Below are 14,834 nucleotides of genomic sequence, written 5' to 3' on the forward strand. Positions count from 1 at the left end.
GCCCCCCCCCCCGGCGGCCCGGGGGGGGGGTCCGGATCTCCCCCGCCCGGGCCCCCCCCCCCGGGCGGCGGCCCCCCCCCCCCGGGGGGCCCCGGGGGGGGGGGGGGCCCCCGCCCCCCCCGCCCCCGATGTGCGTGTCGGAAAACCGCCAGCCCTCGGGACCTTGGACGCGCAGACTCGAAGGCGCGGCAAGGTGCTGTGCGCGTGGGTGGAGGTGGCGGGGCATGACGGTGTACGCGAAGGTCGACAGCCCGCTGGGTGAGCTGTTGCTGGTCGGCGAGGAGTCCGCCGGCGCACCGGGCGGCGTCGCGCTCGCCTCGGTGTCGATGCCGGGTCAGAAGGGCGCGGCGGTCGTGCGGGAGGGCTGGCGCGAGGAGCCCGCGGCGTTCGCGGGGATCGCGGCGCAGCTCGCGGAGTACTTCGCGGGGACCCGTACGCGCTTCGACATCGCGTACGTCTCCGGCGGCACGGATTTCCAGCGGCGCGTGTGGGCCGCTGTCGAGGAGGTCCCGTACGGACGGACGGTTTCGTACGGGGAGGTGGCCGCACTGGTCGGGGTTTCCGGGGCGGGCGTACGTGCCGTGGGGACCGCGATCGGGCGCAATCCGCTGCTGGTGGTGCGGCCCTGTCACCGGGTGATCGGCGCGGACGGGGCGCTGCGCGGGTACGCGGGCGGTGTCGAGCGCAAGGAGCGGTTGCTCGGCCTTGAGGGCGCGCTGGTCGCGTGAGCGGGACGCTGTTCCCTCCTGAGCCGCGGGAGCGGGCCGAGGTCGCGCCGGGCGCGGTGCACGTGCCGGGGTGGCTGTCGATCGAGCGGCAGCGGGAGTTGGTCGCCGCGTGTCGCGGGTGGGCGCGGGGGCCCGTACCGATCCGGCACACCGTGCTGCCGGGCGGTGGCGTGATGTCCGTGCAGACCGTGTGCCTGGGATGGCACTGGAAGCCGTACCGCTATGTGCGCACCGCCGACGACGTGAACGGCGCCGCCGTCGCGGAACTGCCCGGGTGGCTGGCGGAGTTGGGCCGGGACGCGGTGCGCGAGGCGTACGGAGACGACGGTGGCTACCGGCCCGACGCGGCGCTCGTGAACTTCTACGACGGCGCCGCGCGGATGGGGATGCACCAGGACAGGGAGGAGCGGTCGCGCGCCCCTGTGGTGTCGCTCAGCATCGGCGACAGCTGCGTCTTCCGGTTCGGCAACACGGAGGGGCGCGGACGGCCCTACACGGACGTGGAGTTGCTCTCCGGGGACCTGTTCGTCTTCGGCGGGCCCTCCAGGTTCGCGTTCCACGGGGTGCCGAAGGTGCTGGCGGGGACGGGCGATCCGGCGCTGGGGATGCGCGGCGGGCGGCTGAACGTCACGCTGCGCGAGACGGGTCTCTGACGTTCACTTTCCGGCTCTATGGTGCGGCGCATGACACAGGAGTTGCGCCGGTCCCTCGGCGTGTTCGACGCGGTGGTGATCGGCCTCGGGGCGATGGTCGGGGCCGGGATCTTCGTCGCCCTCGCGCCCGCCGCACAGGCCGCCGGATCGGGGGCGCTGCTCGGCACGGGTCTGGCGCTGGCCGCCGCCGTCGCGTACTGCAACGCCATGTCGTCGGCCCGGCTGGCCGCCCGCTACCCGGCGTCGGGCGGGACGTACGTGTACGGGCGGGAACGGCTCGGGCCCTTCTGGGGGTACCTGGCGGGCTGGGGGTTCGTCGTCGGCAAGTCCGCCTCCTGCGCGGCGATGGCGCTGACCGTGGGGGCGTACGTGTGGCCGGGGCAGGCGCACGCGGTGGCGGTGGGCGCGGTGGCGGCGCTGACCGCCGTGAACTGTCTGGGGGTGCAGAAGTCGGCGTGGCTGGCACGGGCGGTCGTGGCGCTGGTGCTGGCCGTGCTGGCGGCGGTCGTCGTGGTGTGTCTGACGGGCGACGGGGGCGGCCCGGGTTCCGGCGGCGGGCGGGGGGCCGGTGGCGGGCTCGGCGGGGTGCTCCAGGCTGCCGGGCTGCTGTTCTTCGCGTTCGCCGGGTACGCGCGGATCGCCACGCTCGGCGAGGAGGTGCGCGATCCGGCGCGGACCATCCCGCGCGCGGTGCCGATCGCGCTGGGCATCGCCCTGGCGGTGTACGCGGCCGTGCTGGGCGCCGTCGTCTCCGTGCTGGGCACGGGCGGGCTGGCCGACGCCTCGGCGCCGCTCGCCGATGCCGTACGGGAGGCGGGCGCGCCCGGTCTCGTACCGGTGGTGCGGGCCGGGGCGGCGGTGGCCGCGCTGGGGGCGCTGCTGACGCTGATCCTGGGCGTGTCGCGGACGCTGCTCGCGATGGCGCGGGACGGGCACCTGCCGCGCGCGGTCGCCGTGGTGCACCCCCGCCACCAGGTGCCTCAGCGGGCCGAGCTGCTGGTGGGTGCGGCCGTCGCGGTGGTGGCCGCGACGGGGGACGTGCGCGGGGCGATCGGCTTCTCGTCGTTCGGCGTGCTGGCGTACTACGCGATCGCCAACGCGTCGGCCTGGACGCTCGGAGGCGGGGCGAAGGGCCCTGACGGGGGCGGGGGCGAGGGCGGGGGCGAGGGCGGGGGCGAGGACGGTCCTCGCGGGGTGCGGGTGCTCGCTGTGGGCGGGTTCGTGGGGTGCGTGGCGCTGGCGTGCGCCCTGCCGCTGTCCTCGGTGCTGGCGGGCGCCTCGGTGCTGGCCGCGGGAGCGGCGGTCTACGCCGTACGCCGGAGGTGACGTGCCGGTCCGCCGGCTCGGGCCCCCGCCGCCCCCTTCGGTCCGTCAGCGCGAGGCGAAGGGCTGGTCGGTGGGGACGATCTCCTTGCCCAGGGGCATCAGCGAAACCGGGATCATCTTGAAGTTCGCGATGCCCAGCGGGATGCCGATGATCGTGATGCACTGCAGGACGCCCGTGACGATGTGGCCGAGCGCGAGCCACCAGCCCGCCAGGACCAGCCACAGGACGTTGCCGACGCAGGAGGCGACGCCCGCGTCCCTGCGGTCGACGACGGTGTTGCCGAACGGCCACAGGGCGTACAGGCCGATGCGGAAGGCGGCTATGCCGAACGGGATGCCGATGATCGTGACGCAGAGCAGGGCACCGGCGAGCATGTAGCCGAGGAAGAGTGCGATGCCGCCCAGCACGAGCCATATGACGTTGAGGATTATCTTCACTGCTGGCGACCTGCCATCTGTTCGAGTCGGGCGATCCGCTCCGCCATCGGCGGGTGCGTCGAGAACATCTTGGACATTCCCTGCCCGGGGCGGAAGGGATTGGCGATCATCATGTGGCTCGCGGTCTCGATGCGCGGCTCCGGGGGCAGCGGCAGCTGCTTGGTGCCCGCGTCGAGCTTGCGCAGGGCGCTGGCGAGGGCGAGCGGATCGCCCGTCAGCTGCGCGCCCGACGCGTCGGCCTCGTACTCCCGGGAGCGGCTGACGGCCAGCTGGATGACCGAGGCGGCCAGCGGGCCCAGGATCATGATCAGCAGCATGCCGAAGATGCCGGGGCCCTCGTCGTCGTTGGACCGGCCCACGGGGATCAGCCAGGCGAAGTTCACCAGGAACATGACGACCGACGCGAGGGCGCCCGCCACCGAGGAGATCAGGATGTCGCGGTTGTAGACGTGGCTCAGCTCGTGGCCGATGACGCCGCGCAGCTCCCGCTCGTCGAGGATCTCCAGGATCCCCTGGGTGCAGCAGACGGCGGCGTTGCGCGGGTTGCGGCCCGTGGCGAAGGCGTTGGGCGCCTGCGTCGGCGATATGTAGAGCCTCGGCATGGGCTGGCGCGCGGCCGTCGAGAGCTCGCGGACCATGCGGTACAGCGCGGGCGCCTCGAACTCGCTGACGGGTCTGGCCCGCATGGCGCGCAGCGCGAGCTTGTCGCTGTTCCAGTACGCGTAGGCATTGGTGCCCAGTGCCACGACGAGCGCGACGATCAGCCCTCCGCGGCCGAAGAAGCTGCCGATGAGGATGATGAGTGCGGACAGCCCGCCGAGGAGTACGGCGGTCTTCAGCCCGTTGTGCCGGCGGTGCACGGTACGCCCTCCAAGTGGTGCGGCAGGGGAACCCTTTGCTTAGCGGTGCTCCACTCTCCAGTGGACCCTCCTGTACTGGTCAACGCCAGGCGAGGAGTGCTGGTTCCCCGGTGCTCCGGGGCGGGGCCGTAGGCCGTACGGGTGGGAGGCGCGGTGCCGCCCCGGCGCGGCGTCCGTCCGGAGCGGCGTCCGTCCGGAGCGGCGTCCGTCCGGGACGGCTTCCGCTCAGCGCTGTGCGGGCAGGCCGGCCTTCTCCAGGGCGTCGGCGAGCGGCTGGACCTCACTGGTGCAGTGTCCGCAGCGGCTGGCGACGGCGGGGATCTCCGTGTAGCAGCGGGGGCAGTCGCGCAGGGCGGCCCTGATGTCGAAGGGCTGGTCCTTGGTGAAGCGGTTCTGGACCTTGGCCATGGGGGCGACGACGAGGAAGTACAGGACGGCCGCGGTGATCACGAAGGCGATGGCCGGGGCGATGAACTTTCCGTACGGGAAGGTGACGCCCTCGATCGTGAAGACGGAGTCGCTGAAGTCGCCGGTGCCCTGGGTGGCGACGCCGATCAGCGGGGTGATGAAGGCGTTGCTGAAGCCGGTGACCACCGCGGTGAACGCCGATCCGATGGCCAGACCGATGGCCATGGATATGACGTTGCCGCGGAGGATGAAGTCCTTGAAGCCGGTCAGCATGGTGATGTAACTCTCCTTGTGGTGCAGATGGGTGCTATTCGGTCAGAATCCGTCAGAAGAGGGTGACAGACGCGAAGCGCAGAACCAACTGCGGGATGCCGGAGAGGCCGACGGCCGCCGCACAGGTGAGGGCGATCGCGGCGGTGAGGGCGGCGGGGGCGCGGTGCGCGACGGGGGCCTCCGGGGCGCCGTCTGCGGCCCCGGCGGGCTCGGCGGCGGTCTCGGGGGCCTTGAAGAGCGTCGCCGTCCACTGGAGGTAGTAGTACAGCGCGATCACGACGTTGGCGGCCATCACGACGGCGAGCCAGCCGAGCCCGGCGTCCACGGCGGACGAGAAGACCGTGACCTTCGCGAAGAGCCCGATGACGCCGGGCGGCAGTCCGGCCAGGCACAGCAGGAAGAAACCGAGCGTCAGGGCGGTCAACGGGCGGGTCCGGTACAGGGCCCGGTAGTCGGTGAGGCGGTTCTCCGGGTGCACGCGCGCGAGGAGGGCCGCCACCCCGAAGGCACCGAGGTTCACGACGGCGTACATCAGGGCGTACGCGACGGTGGCGCCGATCTGGTCGTCGCTGGAGTACCCGGCGGCGGCGATCGGCACCAGGAGGTACCCCGCCTGTCCGACGGACGACCAGGCCAGCAGGCGCACCGCGCTGTACGGACGGTCGGGCCGCTGCCGCAGGGCGCCGACGTTCCCGACGGTCATGGTCAGGGCCGCCAGGACGGCGACGGCCGGTCCCCACACGTCCGCGTACGAGGGGAAGGCGATGACGGTCACCAGGATCAGCCCGGAGAAGCCGACCGCCTTGCCGACGACGGACAGATAGGCGGCGACGGGCAGCGGGGCGCCGACGTACGTGTCGGGCACCCAGAAGTGGAAGGGCGCGGCGGCCGTCTTGAAGGCGAACCCGACCAGGGTGAGGGCGACGCCCGCCTTGGCGAGGGTGTCGAGCTGCGCGGGGACGTCGTCGAGCTTCCCGGCGATCTCCGTGAGGTGCAGGGTGCCCGTCGTCGCGTACACGAAGCTGACGCCCAGCAGCATCACGGCGGTCGCGGTGACCGAGGACAGGAAGAACTTGAGGGCGGCCTCCGAGGAGAGCCGGTCGCCGCGCTTCAGCCCGACCAGCGCGAAGGCCGGGAGGGACGCCACCTCAAGGGCGACGACGAGGGTGGCGAGGTCGCGGGAGGCGGGCAGCAGGGCGGCCCCGGCGGCGGAGGACAGCAGCAGGAACCAGAACTCCCCCGCCGGGAGCTTCCTGGTGTCGGCCAGGGACAGCAGGGCGGTGAGGAGCGCGCCGCCGAGCACCAGGAACTGGACGACCAGGGCGAAGTGGTCGGCGGTGTAGCTGCACACGCCCGTGTCGCCGGGCGTGGTGAGGCAGAAGGTCGTGCGGTCGCCCTTGCGCAGCGGCGCGAGGGCTGCGATCGCGACGGCCAGGCCCGCGATCGCGCCGTACCCGAGGAACCGCTTGCGGTCCTCGGGCACGAACAGGTCGGCGACGAGGACGGCGAGGGCGGTGACGGCCGCGACGGTCGGCGGCGCGATCGCGAGCCAGTCGACGGACTGGACGAGGGAGCTCACGACTTTCCTCCTGCGAGGAGCTTCTGCACGGCCGGGTCGGTGAGGCCGAGGAGGACCGCGGGCCAGAGTCCGGCGAGGACGGTGAGGGCGACGAGCGGTGTCCAGGTGACGGCCTCGTACCGCTGTACGTCGGCGATCTCCAGCAGTTCCTCGCCGCGCTCGCCCATGCACACCCTGCGGACCACGATCAGCATGTACGCGGCGGTGAGCAGCGTGCCCAGGCCCGCGATCGCCATGAAGGTGAGGAACGCGGGGCGGCTGAGCCCGTCCGCCGGGTCGAACGCGCCGAACATCGTCAGCATCTCGCCCCAGAACCCGGCGAGTCCCGGCAGTCCGAGCGAGGCGACGGCGGCGAACGCGAGGAGGCCGCCGATGCGGGGCGCGCGGCCGTAGAGCGCCGCGCCCGTGGCCCCGGCGAGGGTGTCGAGGTCGGCGGTGCCGTACCGCTCCTTGATGGCTCCGACCAGGAAGAACAGCAGTCCCGTGATGAGGCCGTGGGCGATGTTGGCGAAGAGCGCGCCGTTGACGCCGGTCGGGGTCATGGAGGCGATGCCCAGGAGGACGAAGCCCATGTGGCCGACGGACGAGTAGGCGATCAGGCGCTTGAGGTCGCCGCCCGCGCCCCGTCCGGCGAGGGCGAGGCAGGCGAGGGACCCGTAGATGATGCCGACGACCGCGAAGGCCGCGAGGTACGGGGCCAGTTCGCGCATTCCGTCGGGGGCGATCGGCAGGACGACGCGGACGAACCCGTACGTGCCCATCTTGAGCAGGACGCCCGCGAGGAGCACCGAGCCGACGGTGGGCGCGGCGGTGTGGGCCGCGGGCAGCCAGCTGTGCAGCGGCCACATCGGCGTCTTGACCGCGAGCCCGATCCCGATCGCGATCACGGCCGTGAGCTGCACGGACGTACTCAGGCCCCGGCCGTTGTCAGTGGCGAGTGCCACCATGTCGAACGTGCCCGCCTTCAGCCCGATGAGCAGGAGGCCGAGCAGCATGATCACGGAGCCGAGCAGCGTGTAGAGGATGAACTTCCAGGCGGCGGCCGCGCGGCCGTCGCCACCCCAGCGGGCGATCAGGAAGTACATGGGGATGAGGACCGTCTCGAAGGCCAGGAAGAAGAGCACCAGGTCGAGGACGGCGAAGGTGGCGAGGGTGCCCGACTCCAGGACGAGCAGGAGGGCCACGAATGCCTTGGGGGACGGGCCCGGGGGCATTTTGAAATAGCTGTGGAGCGCGCAGAGGAAGGTCAGCAGCGTGGTCAGCAGCAGGAGGGGGAGCGAGATGCCGTCGACACCGAGGTGGATGCGCACGTCGAGTGCGGGGATCCAGCTGATGTCCGTGGTGGCCTGCATCTTCGACGGGTGGTCGTGGTCGAAGCCGAGTGCGAGGGCGATCGCGGCGAGCAGGACCGCGCCGGTCACGGTCACGCCGTGGCGCAGCACGGCCTGTTCGGGGCTCTTGCCCTTCAGGCCCGGCGGGGCCGGGAGGAGGGCCGCGGCCGCGCCGACGAGCGGGCCGACGACGATCAACGCGAGGAGGACCCGCATCACGGACTCACTGATATCGATCACTGCTGCTCACGCTCCGGCGGTGGCGACGAGGACGGCGGCGATCGCCAGGACGACGGAGCCCAGGAGCAGCGCGCCGAGGTAGGTCTGCACGTTGCCGGTCTGGGCGCGGCGGACGGCCCTGCCGAGCCACTGCGCGCCGGTGCCCGCGCCGCGCACGTAGGTGTCGACGACCTCGCGGTCGAGGAAGCGGACCAGTCGGGCCGCGGCGCGGACGGGGCGGGCGAAGAGGGCGTCGTAGAGCGCGTCGAGGTGGAAGCCCGCGGCCGCGTGGCGGTGCAGCGGGCCCAGCAGGAGACGGCCGGGGTCGGCGGGGTCGGCGGCGGCGGACACCGAGCCGTACGCGGGGGTGTGGCTCGCGATCGCCTCGGCCTCGACCTGGCCGCCGTCGCCGTCGGGGTGCGCGGCGACGGCGCCGAGGGGGGTGCGGGCGGCGAGCGCGGTGGTGTGGCGCCAGGCGGCGTAGGTGATCAGACCGCCGACGAGGCCGATGCCGGTGCCGAGTACTGCGGTGGTGAGCGTCGGGGTGAGGGCGTGGCCGTCGAACCAGTCGTCGAGGTGGGTGACGGTGAGGCCGAAGCCGAGGGAGGGGATCGCGAGGATCCACAGGACGGTGGTCATGGCGAGCGGCTGCCTGCCGTGCTCGGGGACGCTCGGACCCCGGCCGCGGAAGGCCAGCAGCCACAGGCGGGTGGCGTACGCGGCGGTGAGGAGCGCCGTGAGCAGGGCGGCGACCAGGACGATCCAGCCCGCGCCCGCCGGGGCGGTGTCGCTGTCGCCGAGGGCGGTGTGCTCGGCGGCGACGAGGACGGCTTCCTTGGAGAAGAAGCCGGCGAAGGGCGGGACGGCGGCGAGCGCGAGCAGGGCGACGGTCATCGTCCAGTAGGCGTCGGGGATCCGCTGGGCGAGGCCGGACGTGCGGGACATGGCGGCCAGCGAGTTGGTCCCGGCGGCGTGGATGACCGCGCCAGCCGCGAGGAACAGCAGCGCCTTGAAGGCGCCGTGCGACAGGAGGTGGAAGACGGCGGCCCCGCGGTCGCCGACGGCCAGGGCGCCGGACATGTAGCCGAGCTGGCCGATGGTCGAGTAGGCGAGGACGCGCTTGATGTCGTCCTGGGCGAGCGCGGCGAGCGCCGAGCCGACCATGGTGAGCGCGGCCGTCACGGCGAGGACGGTGAGCGCCGCCTGCGAGGTGGCGAAGACCGGGAGGAGGCGGGCCACGAAGTAGATGCCGGCCGCGACCATGGTCGCGGCGTGGATCAGCGCGGAGACGGGGGTCGGGCCCGCCATCGCGTCGGGCAGCCAGGTGTGCAGCGGGAACTGCGCCGACTTGCCCGCGACGCCCGCGAGGAGCAGCAGCGCGACGAGGGTGGGGTGGTCGAGGCCGTCGTGCGCGACGGCGTCCAGGATGCCGGTGACGCGGAAGGTGCCGGTGTCGGCGGCGAGCGCGAACAGGCCGATCAGGAAGGGGACGTCGCCGAGCTTGGTGACCAGGAACGCCTTGAGGGAGGCGGCGCGGGCCTCGGGCGTCTCCCAGTAGTGGCCGACCAGGAAGTACGAGCAGATGCCCATGATCTCCCAGCCGACCAGCAGCACCATCAGGTCGCCCGAGTAGACGACCAGCAGCATCGCCGAGGTGAAGAGTGAGACGAGGGCGGCGTAGGAGGGGTAGCGCGGGTCGTCGCGGAGGTAGCCCGTGGAGTAGATCTGCACGCAGGTCGCGACCAGGCCGACCAGGACGGCGACCAGGGCGGCGAAGCCGTCGACGTGCAGGGCGAGGTCGACGGGGACCGAGCCGGTGGGGGTGAGCTGGGTGGCGGCGTCGATCGCCTTCCCGCCGCCCTGGCGCACGGCGACGAGGGCCGCGAGGCCCAGGGCGGCGAGCGTCGGCAGCACGGCCAGGGGGCGTACGAAACCGGGGGCCGTACGGCCCAGCAGCAGGCCGGCGACGGCGCCGAGGAGGGGCAGGAGGGGGACGAGGACCGCGAGGGTCGTGGTGGTCACGCGGTGGCCTCGGCCTTCTCCTCGCGGGGGTCGTCGGTGGGTGCGGTCGTGCCCGCGGGGGCGTCGTCGGCGGTGTCGCGGAGCTTGTCGATGTCCGCGGTGCCCCGGTTGCGGTAGACGGCGAGGACGATCGCCAGGCCGATGCCGATCTCGGCGGCGGCGATGGCGATGGTGAAGAGGGTGAGCGCCTGGCCGGTGTGGAGGGTGTCGCGCAGCCAGACGTCGAAGGCGACGAGGTTGAGGTTGACGGCGTTGAGCATCAGCTCGACGGACATCAGGACGAGGATGGCGTTGCGGCGGGCGAGGACGCCGTAGAGCCCCGTGCAGAAGAGGAGGGCGGCCAGGACCGCGGGGTAGGCGAGGTGCACTACTTCTCCCCCTGCCTGCTCTTGGCGTTCTTGCCCGTACGGGCGTTCTGGGCGTTCTGGGCGTTCTTGCGGGACAGGACGATCGCGCCCACCAGGGCCGCGAGGAGCAGCACGGAGAGCGCTTCGAAGGGCAGCACCCAGTGCCGGAAGAGCATTTCGCCGGAGACCGCGGTGGAGCCCTGGGCCGGTCCTTCCAGTTCGATCCAGGTCGTGCGGAACGCGTCCACGACGACCCAGACGAGGGAGGCGGCGGCGAGCAGGGCGACCCCGAGCGCGACGGGGCGGTTGCCCGAGTCGGCGTCCGGGGAGCGGCCGATGGGTGCCTTGGTGAGCATCAGCCCGAAGAGGAGGAGGACGACCACGGACCCGACGTAGATCAGGACCTGGACCCAGGCGATGAACTCGGCCGTCAGGAGCAGGTACTCGACGGCGAGGCCGCCGAGGGCCACGACCAGCCAGAGTGCGGCGTGCACCAGCTGCTTGGTCGTGACCGTGACCACGGCCGCGCCGAAGGTGACGAGGCCGACGAGGAGGAACGCGATCTCCACGCCGGTGGGCGAGAGGAAGCCGGGGTGGCCGGCTGCGAGGACGCTCACTCCGCGGCCCCCTGTTCCGCGGAGCCCGCCGCCTGTTCCGAGGAGCCTGCCGCGGCCTGCCTCTCGGCGGCCTGCCTCTCGGCGGCCTGCTTCTCGGCGGCCTTGCGGGCGGCGGCGAGTTCCTTGGGCTCCTCGGCGCCCGCGTCGAGCGCGGGCGGCTCGGGCACGGTCCACATCCACTCGCGGAGCTTGTCGCGCTCGTGGGTCAGCTCGTGGATGTCGGTCTCCGCGTACTCGAACTCGGGCGACCAGAAGAGGGCGTCGAAGGGACACACCTCGATGCAGATCCCGCAGTACATGCAGAGGGAGAAGTCGATGGCGAAGCGGTCGAGGACGTTGCGGCTGCGCTCGCGCCCGCCGGGCGCCGCGGGCGGCACCGTCTCCTTGTGGGAGTCGATGTAGATGCACCAGTCGGGGCACTCGCGGGCGCACAGCATGCAGACCGTGCAGTTCTCCTCGAACAGTCCGATGACGCCCCGGGTGCGGGGCGGCAGCTCGGGCTGGTGCTCGGGGTACTGCTCGGTGACGGACCTCTTCGTCATCGTGCGGAGGGTCACGGCCAGGCCCTTGGCCAGGCCCGAGCCGGGAACGGGGGGAGCCACTAGTTGATCGCCACCTTCACGATGCCGGTGAGCGCGATCTGCGCGAGAGCGAGCGGGACGAGGGTGGTCCAGGCGAGCTTCTGGAGCTGGTCCTCGCGCAGGCGCGGGTAGCTCACGCGGAGCCAGATGACGACGAAGGCGAGGACGGCGGTCTTCAGCAGCGTCCAGACCCAGCCGAGTCCGTCGCCGCCGAACGGGCCGTGCCAGCCGCCCAGGAAGAGGACGGTGGTCAGACCGCACAGGACGACGATTCCGACGTACTCGGCGAGCAGGAAGAGCGCGAAGCGCAGACCCGTGTACTCGGTGTACGCGCCGAAGATGATCTCGGAGTCGGCGACCGGCATGTCGAAGGGCGGGCGCTGGAGCTCGGCGAGACCGGCGACGAAGAAGACGAGCGCGCCGACGATCTGCCAGGGCAGCCACCACCACTCGAACGCGTCGAGGATGCCGGGCAGCGAGACGGTGCCCGCCGCCATGGCGACCGAAGCCGCGGCGAGCAGCATCGGCAGCTCGTACGCGAGGAGCTGCGCCGCGGTGCGCAGGCCGCCGAGGAGGGAGAACTTGTTGGCGGACGCCCAGCCCGCCATGAGCGAGCCGAGCACGCCGACGCCCATCATCGCGAGCACGAAGAAGATGCCCGCGTCGACGACCTGCCCGACCGCGCCGTCGCCGGGCCCGACCGGGATCGCGACCAGGACGAGGAGGTACGGCAGGAGGGCGACGGCGGGCGCGAGCTGGAAGACGCGGCGGTCGGCGGCGGCCGGGACGACGTCCTCCTTCTGCGCGAACTTCACCCCGTCCGCGACGAGCTGCGCCCAGCCGTGGAAGCCGCCCGCGTACATCGGTCCGAGGCGGCCCTGCATGTGGGCCATCACCTTGTGCTCGGTCTGCCCGACGACGAGCGGGAGGACGAGGAAGGCGGCGAAGACGATGACGAGACGGAGGGCGACGTCGAGAACGTCGTTCACGCGGAATCGCCTCCGGCGGGGGTGTCGGAATCGGAGTCGGAGTCGGAGCCGGAGTCAGGACCGGAGCCGGTACGGGGCTCGGGGTCGGCGGGTTCCTGCGCCGGGGCCTGCGCCTGCGCCTGCGCTTGGGCCTGCGCCGGGGCCGGGGACTCCTCGTCGAAGGCCGGGCGCGGGTTGTGCCAGGGGGCGTCCGCGCTGCCGGTGGGCGCGGGCCGCGCCGGGGCGGCCCCCTCCGGTGCGGGCGGCGTGTCGCGCTGCGAGGCCGACCCCTCACCGGCGCCGCGCGACCGGCGCACCGGCGCACCGGCCTGACTCGCCGAGCCGTCGGAAGCGCTGCGGGTACGCCGGGGCGGCCGGGCCGGAGCCTCCGCGGCGGCCGCTCCCCCGGCAGGCGTCTCCGGCGCCGCGGGAGCCTGGCTCGCCGAACCGTCCGACGCGCTGCGCGTGCGCCGGGGCGGCCGGACCGGAGCCTCCGCGGCAGCGGCCCCCTCGACGGGCGCCGCTGGAGCCTGGCTCGCCGAGCCCTCGCTCACGCTGCGGGTGCGCCGCGCCGGACGCTCCCCCGCGGCACCCGCCGCACCCGCCGCACCGGCGCCGGCACCTGCACCCGCGCGCGCAGCGCGAGCCGGGCGGGCCGGGGCCGGAGGCAGCTGCCCCTTGAGCGGGCCCCACTCGTTCGGATCGGGCACCCCGGGCGGCAGCATCTGCCGCCGCTTGGGCGCGCCGTGCGCCGCACCCGCCGCGGGCTCCCCCGGCTCCTTCGCGCCCGGCCACGCCTTCGCGACCCGCGCCGCGAGCACGAAGTCCTTGCGCAGCGGGTGCCCCTCGAAGTTCTCGGGCAGGAGCAGCGGAACCAGGTTCGGATGGTCGGTGAAGACCACGCCGAACATCTCGTGCGTCTCGCGCTCGTGCCACGCCGCGCCCGCGTAGACGTCCACGGCGGTGGGCAGCGCGGGCGCGGTGTGCGGCACGGTCGTGCGCAGCATCAGGCGCCGTACGCGACGGCCTTCGAGCCCGACGACGTGCGCGCAGACGCGGAAGCCCGTGCCCGGCTCGTCGACCGCGCTCAGCCAGTCGAAGTACGTGCAGCCCAGTTTGTCGCGGGCGATTTCGAGGGCGGCGATCCAGGAGCCGGTCGGCACGTCGACGGTGAGCAGGTCGTACGCGTGCTCGGCGGTCGCCTCGACGCCGAAGACCTCGGTGACGGCGTCGGGCAGCGTGTCGTAGGCGGTGCTCGTCATCGGTCCCCGGCCTCCCCGGACGCCGGGGGCGCGGGCGGCGGGGCGACCAGGGAGCTGCGCAGCGCGGCGGTGGAGGCGCGCGGGCCGCCGCCGTTCCCGTACCGCTCGGCGAGCGACTCCTTGGCGATCTTCTCCTGGAGCTTGAGGATGCCCTGGAGCAGCGCCTCGGGCCGGGGCGGGCAGCCGGGCACGTACACGTCGACGGGGATGATCTGGTCGACGCCCTTGGTCACGGAGTACGAGTCCCAGTAGGGCCCGCCGCAGTTGGAGCAGGCGCCGAAGGAGATGACGTACTTCGGCTCGGGCATCTGCTCGTAGAGCCGCTTCACGGCCGGGGCCATCTTGTCGGTGACCGTGCCGGAGACGATCATGAGGTCGGCCTGGCGCGGGCCCGGCGCGAAGGGGATCACGCCGAGGCGGATGAAGTCGTGGCGGGCCATCGACGCGGCGATGAACTCGATGGCGCAGCAGGCGAGCCCGAAGTTGAAGACCCACAGGCTGTAGCGGCGGCCCCAGTTGAGGACCACCTTCATCGGCTCGGGGGCCAGCCGGGACAGCACGCCGAGCCGCTGGGGCTCCGGGAGGTCCACGGGGCCGGGGCCCGGATGAGGGGCGGTCACGTCCATTCGAGGACGCCCTTCTTGTATGCGTAGAGCAGTCCCACGGCCAGGAAGCCGAGGAAGATGAACATTTCCACCAGGGTCGTCGCGCCGTATCCGGCGGCGGCGAAGACCGTCGCCCAGGGGAAGAGGAAGATCGAGTCGACGGCGAAGATCACGTAGAGGAAGGCGTAGACGTAGTAGCGGACCTGGGTGTGGGCCCAGCCCTCGCCGACGGGGTCGACCCCGCATTCGTACGTGAGCAGCTTCTCCTGCGTCGGCACCACGGGCCGCAGCAGCCGCCCGGCCCCGAAGGCCACGGCGACGAACAGCACGCCGACCACCGCCAGCAGCCCGACGACCGAGTAGCTCTCGAAGTAGTCCGCCGCGAGAACGGTCGATTCCGGCACGTCGGCCCCTCGCTCCCAGTCCTGGTCCGTTCGACGATCTGTACGCACGGGAGTCTAGGCCCTGTTAAAGGAGTGGTAAGCAGTTGTGTCGGCGTGGGGTGCGAAGTGGAGTGGAGTGGGGTGCGAGGCGGAGCGGGCGGGGTGCGGAGCGGAGTGGGGTTATCCCTACCGCACCCCACCCATGTACCCCATGGCGTGCGCTGCCCCGGCCGG

16 protein-coding genes are annotated in these 14,834 nt (G+C 72.9%); 3 read left to right on the plus strand and 13 right to left on the minus strand.

Translation table 11 applies throughout. The features are described from left to right. Nucleotides 1-224: 224 nt before the first annotated feature. From ACIBNE_RS22435 to ACIBNE_RS22445, 3 genes are read left to right on the plus strand one after another with little or no spacing between them, the layout of a single operon-like run. Nucleotides 225-728, plus strand: coding sequence for a methylated-DNA--[protein]-cysteine S-methyltransferase (locus tag ACIBNE_RS22435; protein WP_399274102.1), 504 nt, complete (start codon nucleotides 225-227; stop codon nucleotides 726-728). After that, nucleotides 725-1,381 carry an alpha-ketoglutarate-dependent dioxygenase AlkB family protein gene (locus ACIBNE_RS22440; protein ID WP_399274104.1) on the plus strand — a complete coding sequence of 219 codons (657 nt, stop codon included), beginning with the start codon at nucleotides 725-727 and terminating at the stop codon, nucleotides 1,379-1,381. Before ACIBNE_RS22435 ends, ACIBNE_RS22440 begins: the two co-directional genes overlap by 4 nt. A 30-nt stretch (nucleotides 1,382-1,411) precedes the next feature. Beyond that, nucleotides 1,412-2,707 (plus strand): APC family permease, encoded by a 1,296-nt coding sequence (locus tag ACIBNE_RS22445; RefSeq protein WP_399274106.1) that lies wholly within the window; start codon nucleotides 1,412-1,414, stop codon nucleotides 2,705-2,707. Between the two features lie 45 nt (nucleotides 2,708-2,752). Here the strand turns inward: ACIBNE_RS22445 and ACIBNE_RS22450 are convergent, their stop codons facing one another. From ACIBNE_RS22450 to ACIBNE_RS22510, 13 genes are all read right to left on the minus strand, one after another. Beyond that, a complete protein-coding gene (locus ACIBNE_RS22450) occupies nucleotides 2,753-3,145 on the minus strand; it encodes a YccF domain-containing protein (RefSeq protein ID WP_399274108.1) in 393 nt (130 codons plus the stop codon). Further along, nucleotides 3,142-4,005 (minus strand): zinc metalloprotease HtpX, encoded by an 864-nt coding sequence (gene htpX, locus ACIBNE_RS22455; protein ID WP_399274110.1) that lies wholly within the window; start codon nucleotides 4,003-4,005, stop codon nucleotides 3,142-3,144. The genes ACIBNE_RS22450 and htpX overlap by 4 nt, the downstream gene beginning before the upstream one ends. A gap of 225 nt (nucleotides 4,006-4,230) precedes the next feature. Then, a complete protein-coding gene (gene mscL / locus ACIBNE_RS22460) occupies nucleotides 4,231-4,686 on the minus strand; it encodes a large conductance mechanosensitive channel protein MscL (RefSeq protein WP_399274112.1) in 456 nt (151 codons plus the stop codon). 52 nt (nucleotides 4,687-4,738) lie between these two features. Continuing rightward, entirely contained in the window at nucleotides 4,739-6,265 is a 1,527-nt protein-coding gene (locus tag ACIBNE_RS22465) for an NADH-quinone oxidoreductase subunit N (RefSeq protein ID WP_399274114.1), read from the minus strand. Beyond that, on the minus strand, nucleotides 6,262-7,812 hold the full coding sequence (locus ACIBNE_RS22470; protein ID WP_399274278.1) for a NuoM family protein: 1,551 nt from the start codon (nucleotides 7,810-7,812) through the stop codon (nucleotides 6,262-6,264). Before ACIBNE_RS22470 ends, ACIBNE_RS22465 begins: the two co-directional genes overlap by 4 nt. A 30-nt stretch (nucleotides 7,813-7,842) precedes the next feature. Next, nucleotides 7,843-9,837, minus strand: a complete 1,995-nt coding sequence (locus tag ACIBNE_RS22475; RefSeq protein ID WP_399274116.1) for an NADH-quinone oxidoreductase subunit L — start codon at nucleotides 9,835-9,837, stop codon at nucleotides 7,843-7,845. Continuing rightward, nucleotides 9,834-10,205, minus strand: coding sequence for an NADH-quinone oxidoreductase subunit NuoK (gene nuoK, locus ACIBNE_RS22480; RefSeq protein ID WP_399274118.1), 372 nt, complete (start codon nucleotides 10,203-10,205; stop codon nucleotides 9,834-9,836). Before nuoK ends, ACIBNE_RS22475 begins: the two co-directional genes overlap by 4 nt. Further along, nucleotides 10,205-10,801, minus strand: a complete 597-nt coding sequence (locus ACIBNE_RS22485) for an NADH-quinone oxidoreductase subunit J (protein ID WP_399274120.1) — start codon at nucleotides 10,799-10,801, stop codon at nucleotides 10,205-10,207. The genes nuoK and ACIBNE_RS22485 overlap by 1 nt, the downstream gene beginning before the upstream one ends. After that, nucleotides 10,798-11,343 (minus strand): NuoI/complex I 23 kDa subunit family protein, encoded by a 546-nt coding sequence (locus ACIBNE_RS22490; protein ID WP_399274280.1) that lies wholly within the window; start codon nucleotides 11,341-11,343, stop codon nucleotides 10,798-10,800. Before ACIBNE_RS22490 ends, ACIBNE_RS22485 begins: the two co-directional genes overlap by 4 nt. Nucleotides 11,344-11,402: 59 nt before the next feature. Then, the gene (locus tag ACIBNE_RS22495; protein ID WP_399274122.1) at nucleotides 11,403-12,371 is read right to left on the minus strand and encodes an NADH-quinone oxidoreductase subunit H; all 969 of its coding nucleotides are present in this window, start codon (nucleotides 12,369-12,371) and stop codon (nucleotides 11,403-11,405) included. Further along, entirely contained in the window at nucleotides 12,368-13,612 is a 1,245-nt protein-coding gene (locus ACIBNE_RS22500) for an NADH-quinone oxidoreductase subunit C (RefSeq protein ID WP_399274124.1), read from the minus strand. Before ACIBNE_RS22500 ends, ACIBNE_RS22495 begins: the two co-directional genes overlap by 4 nt. After that, on the minus strand, nucleotides 13,609-14,238 hold the full coding sequence (locus ACIBNE_RS22505) for an NADH-quinone oxidoreductase subunit B (protein ID WP_399274126.1): 630 nt from the start codon (nucleotides 14,236-14,238) through the stop codon (nucleotides 13,609-13,611). The genes ACIBNE_RS22500 and ACIBNE_RS22505 overlap by 4 nt, the downstream gene beginning before the upstream one ends. Beyond that, nucleotides 14,229-14,621 (minus strand): NADH-quinone oxidoreductase subunit A, encoded by a 393-nt coding sequence (locus ACIBNE_RS22510; protein ID WP_399274128.1) that lies wholly within the window; start codon nucleotides 14,619-14,621, stop codon nucleotides 14,229-14,231. Before ACIBNE_RS22510 ends, ACIBNE_RS22505 begins: the two co-directional genes overlap by 10 nt. Nucleotides 14,622-14,834 lie beyond the last annotated feature (213 nt).

Source organism: Streptomyces sp. NPDC050504 (assembly GCF_044458065.1).
In the GTDB taxonomy this organism is placed as follows: Bacteria; Actinomycetota; Actinomycetes; order Streptomycetales; family Streptomycetaceae; genus Streptomyces.

What these genes read in the sequence shown, in the direction of transcription:
- ACIBNE_RS22445 (WP_399274106.1), top strand. Translation starts at nt 1,412, where the DNA reads ATGACACAGGAGTTGCGCCGGTCCCTCGGCGTGTTCGACGCGGTGGTG.
- ACIBNE_RS22435 (WP_399274102.1), top strand. Translation starts at nt 225, where the DNA reads ATGACGGTGTACGCGAAGGTCGACAGCCCGCTGGGTGAGCTGTTGCTG.
- ACIBNE_RS22505 (WP_399274126.1), bottom strand. Translation starts at nt 14,238, where the DNA reads ATGGACGTGACCGCCCCTCATCCGGGCCCCGGCCCCGTGGACCTCCCG.
- ACIBNE_RS22470 (WP_399274278.1), bottom strand. Translation starts at nt 7,812, where the DNA reads ATGCGGGTCCTCCTCGCGTTGATCGTCGTCGGCCCGCTCGTCGGCGCG.
- ACIBNE_RS22500 (WP_399274124.1), bottom strand. Translation starts at nt 13,612, where the DNA reads ATGACGAGCACCGCCTACGACACGCTGCCCGACGCCGTCACCGAGGTC.
- ACIBNE_RS22490 (WP_399274280.1), bottom strand. Translation starts at nt 11,343, where the DNA reads ATGACGAAGAGGTCCGTCACCGAGCAGTACCCCGAGCACCAGCCCGAG.
- mscL (WP_399274112.1), bottom strand. Translation starts at nt 4,686, where the DNA reads ATGCTGACCGGCTTCAAGGACTTCATCCTCCGCGGCAACGTCATATCC.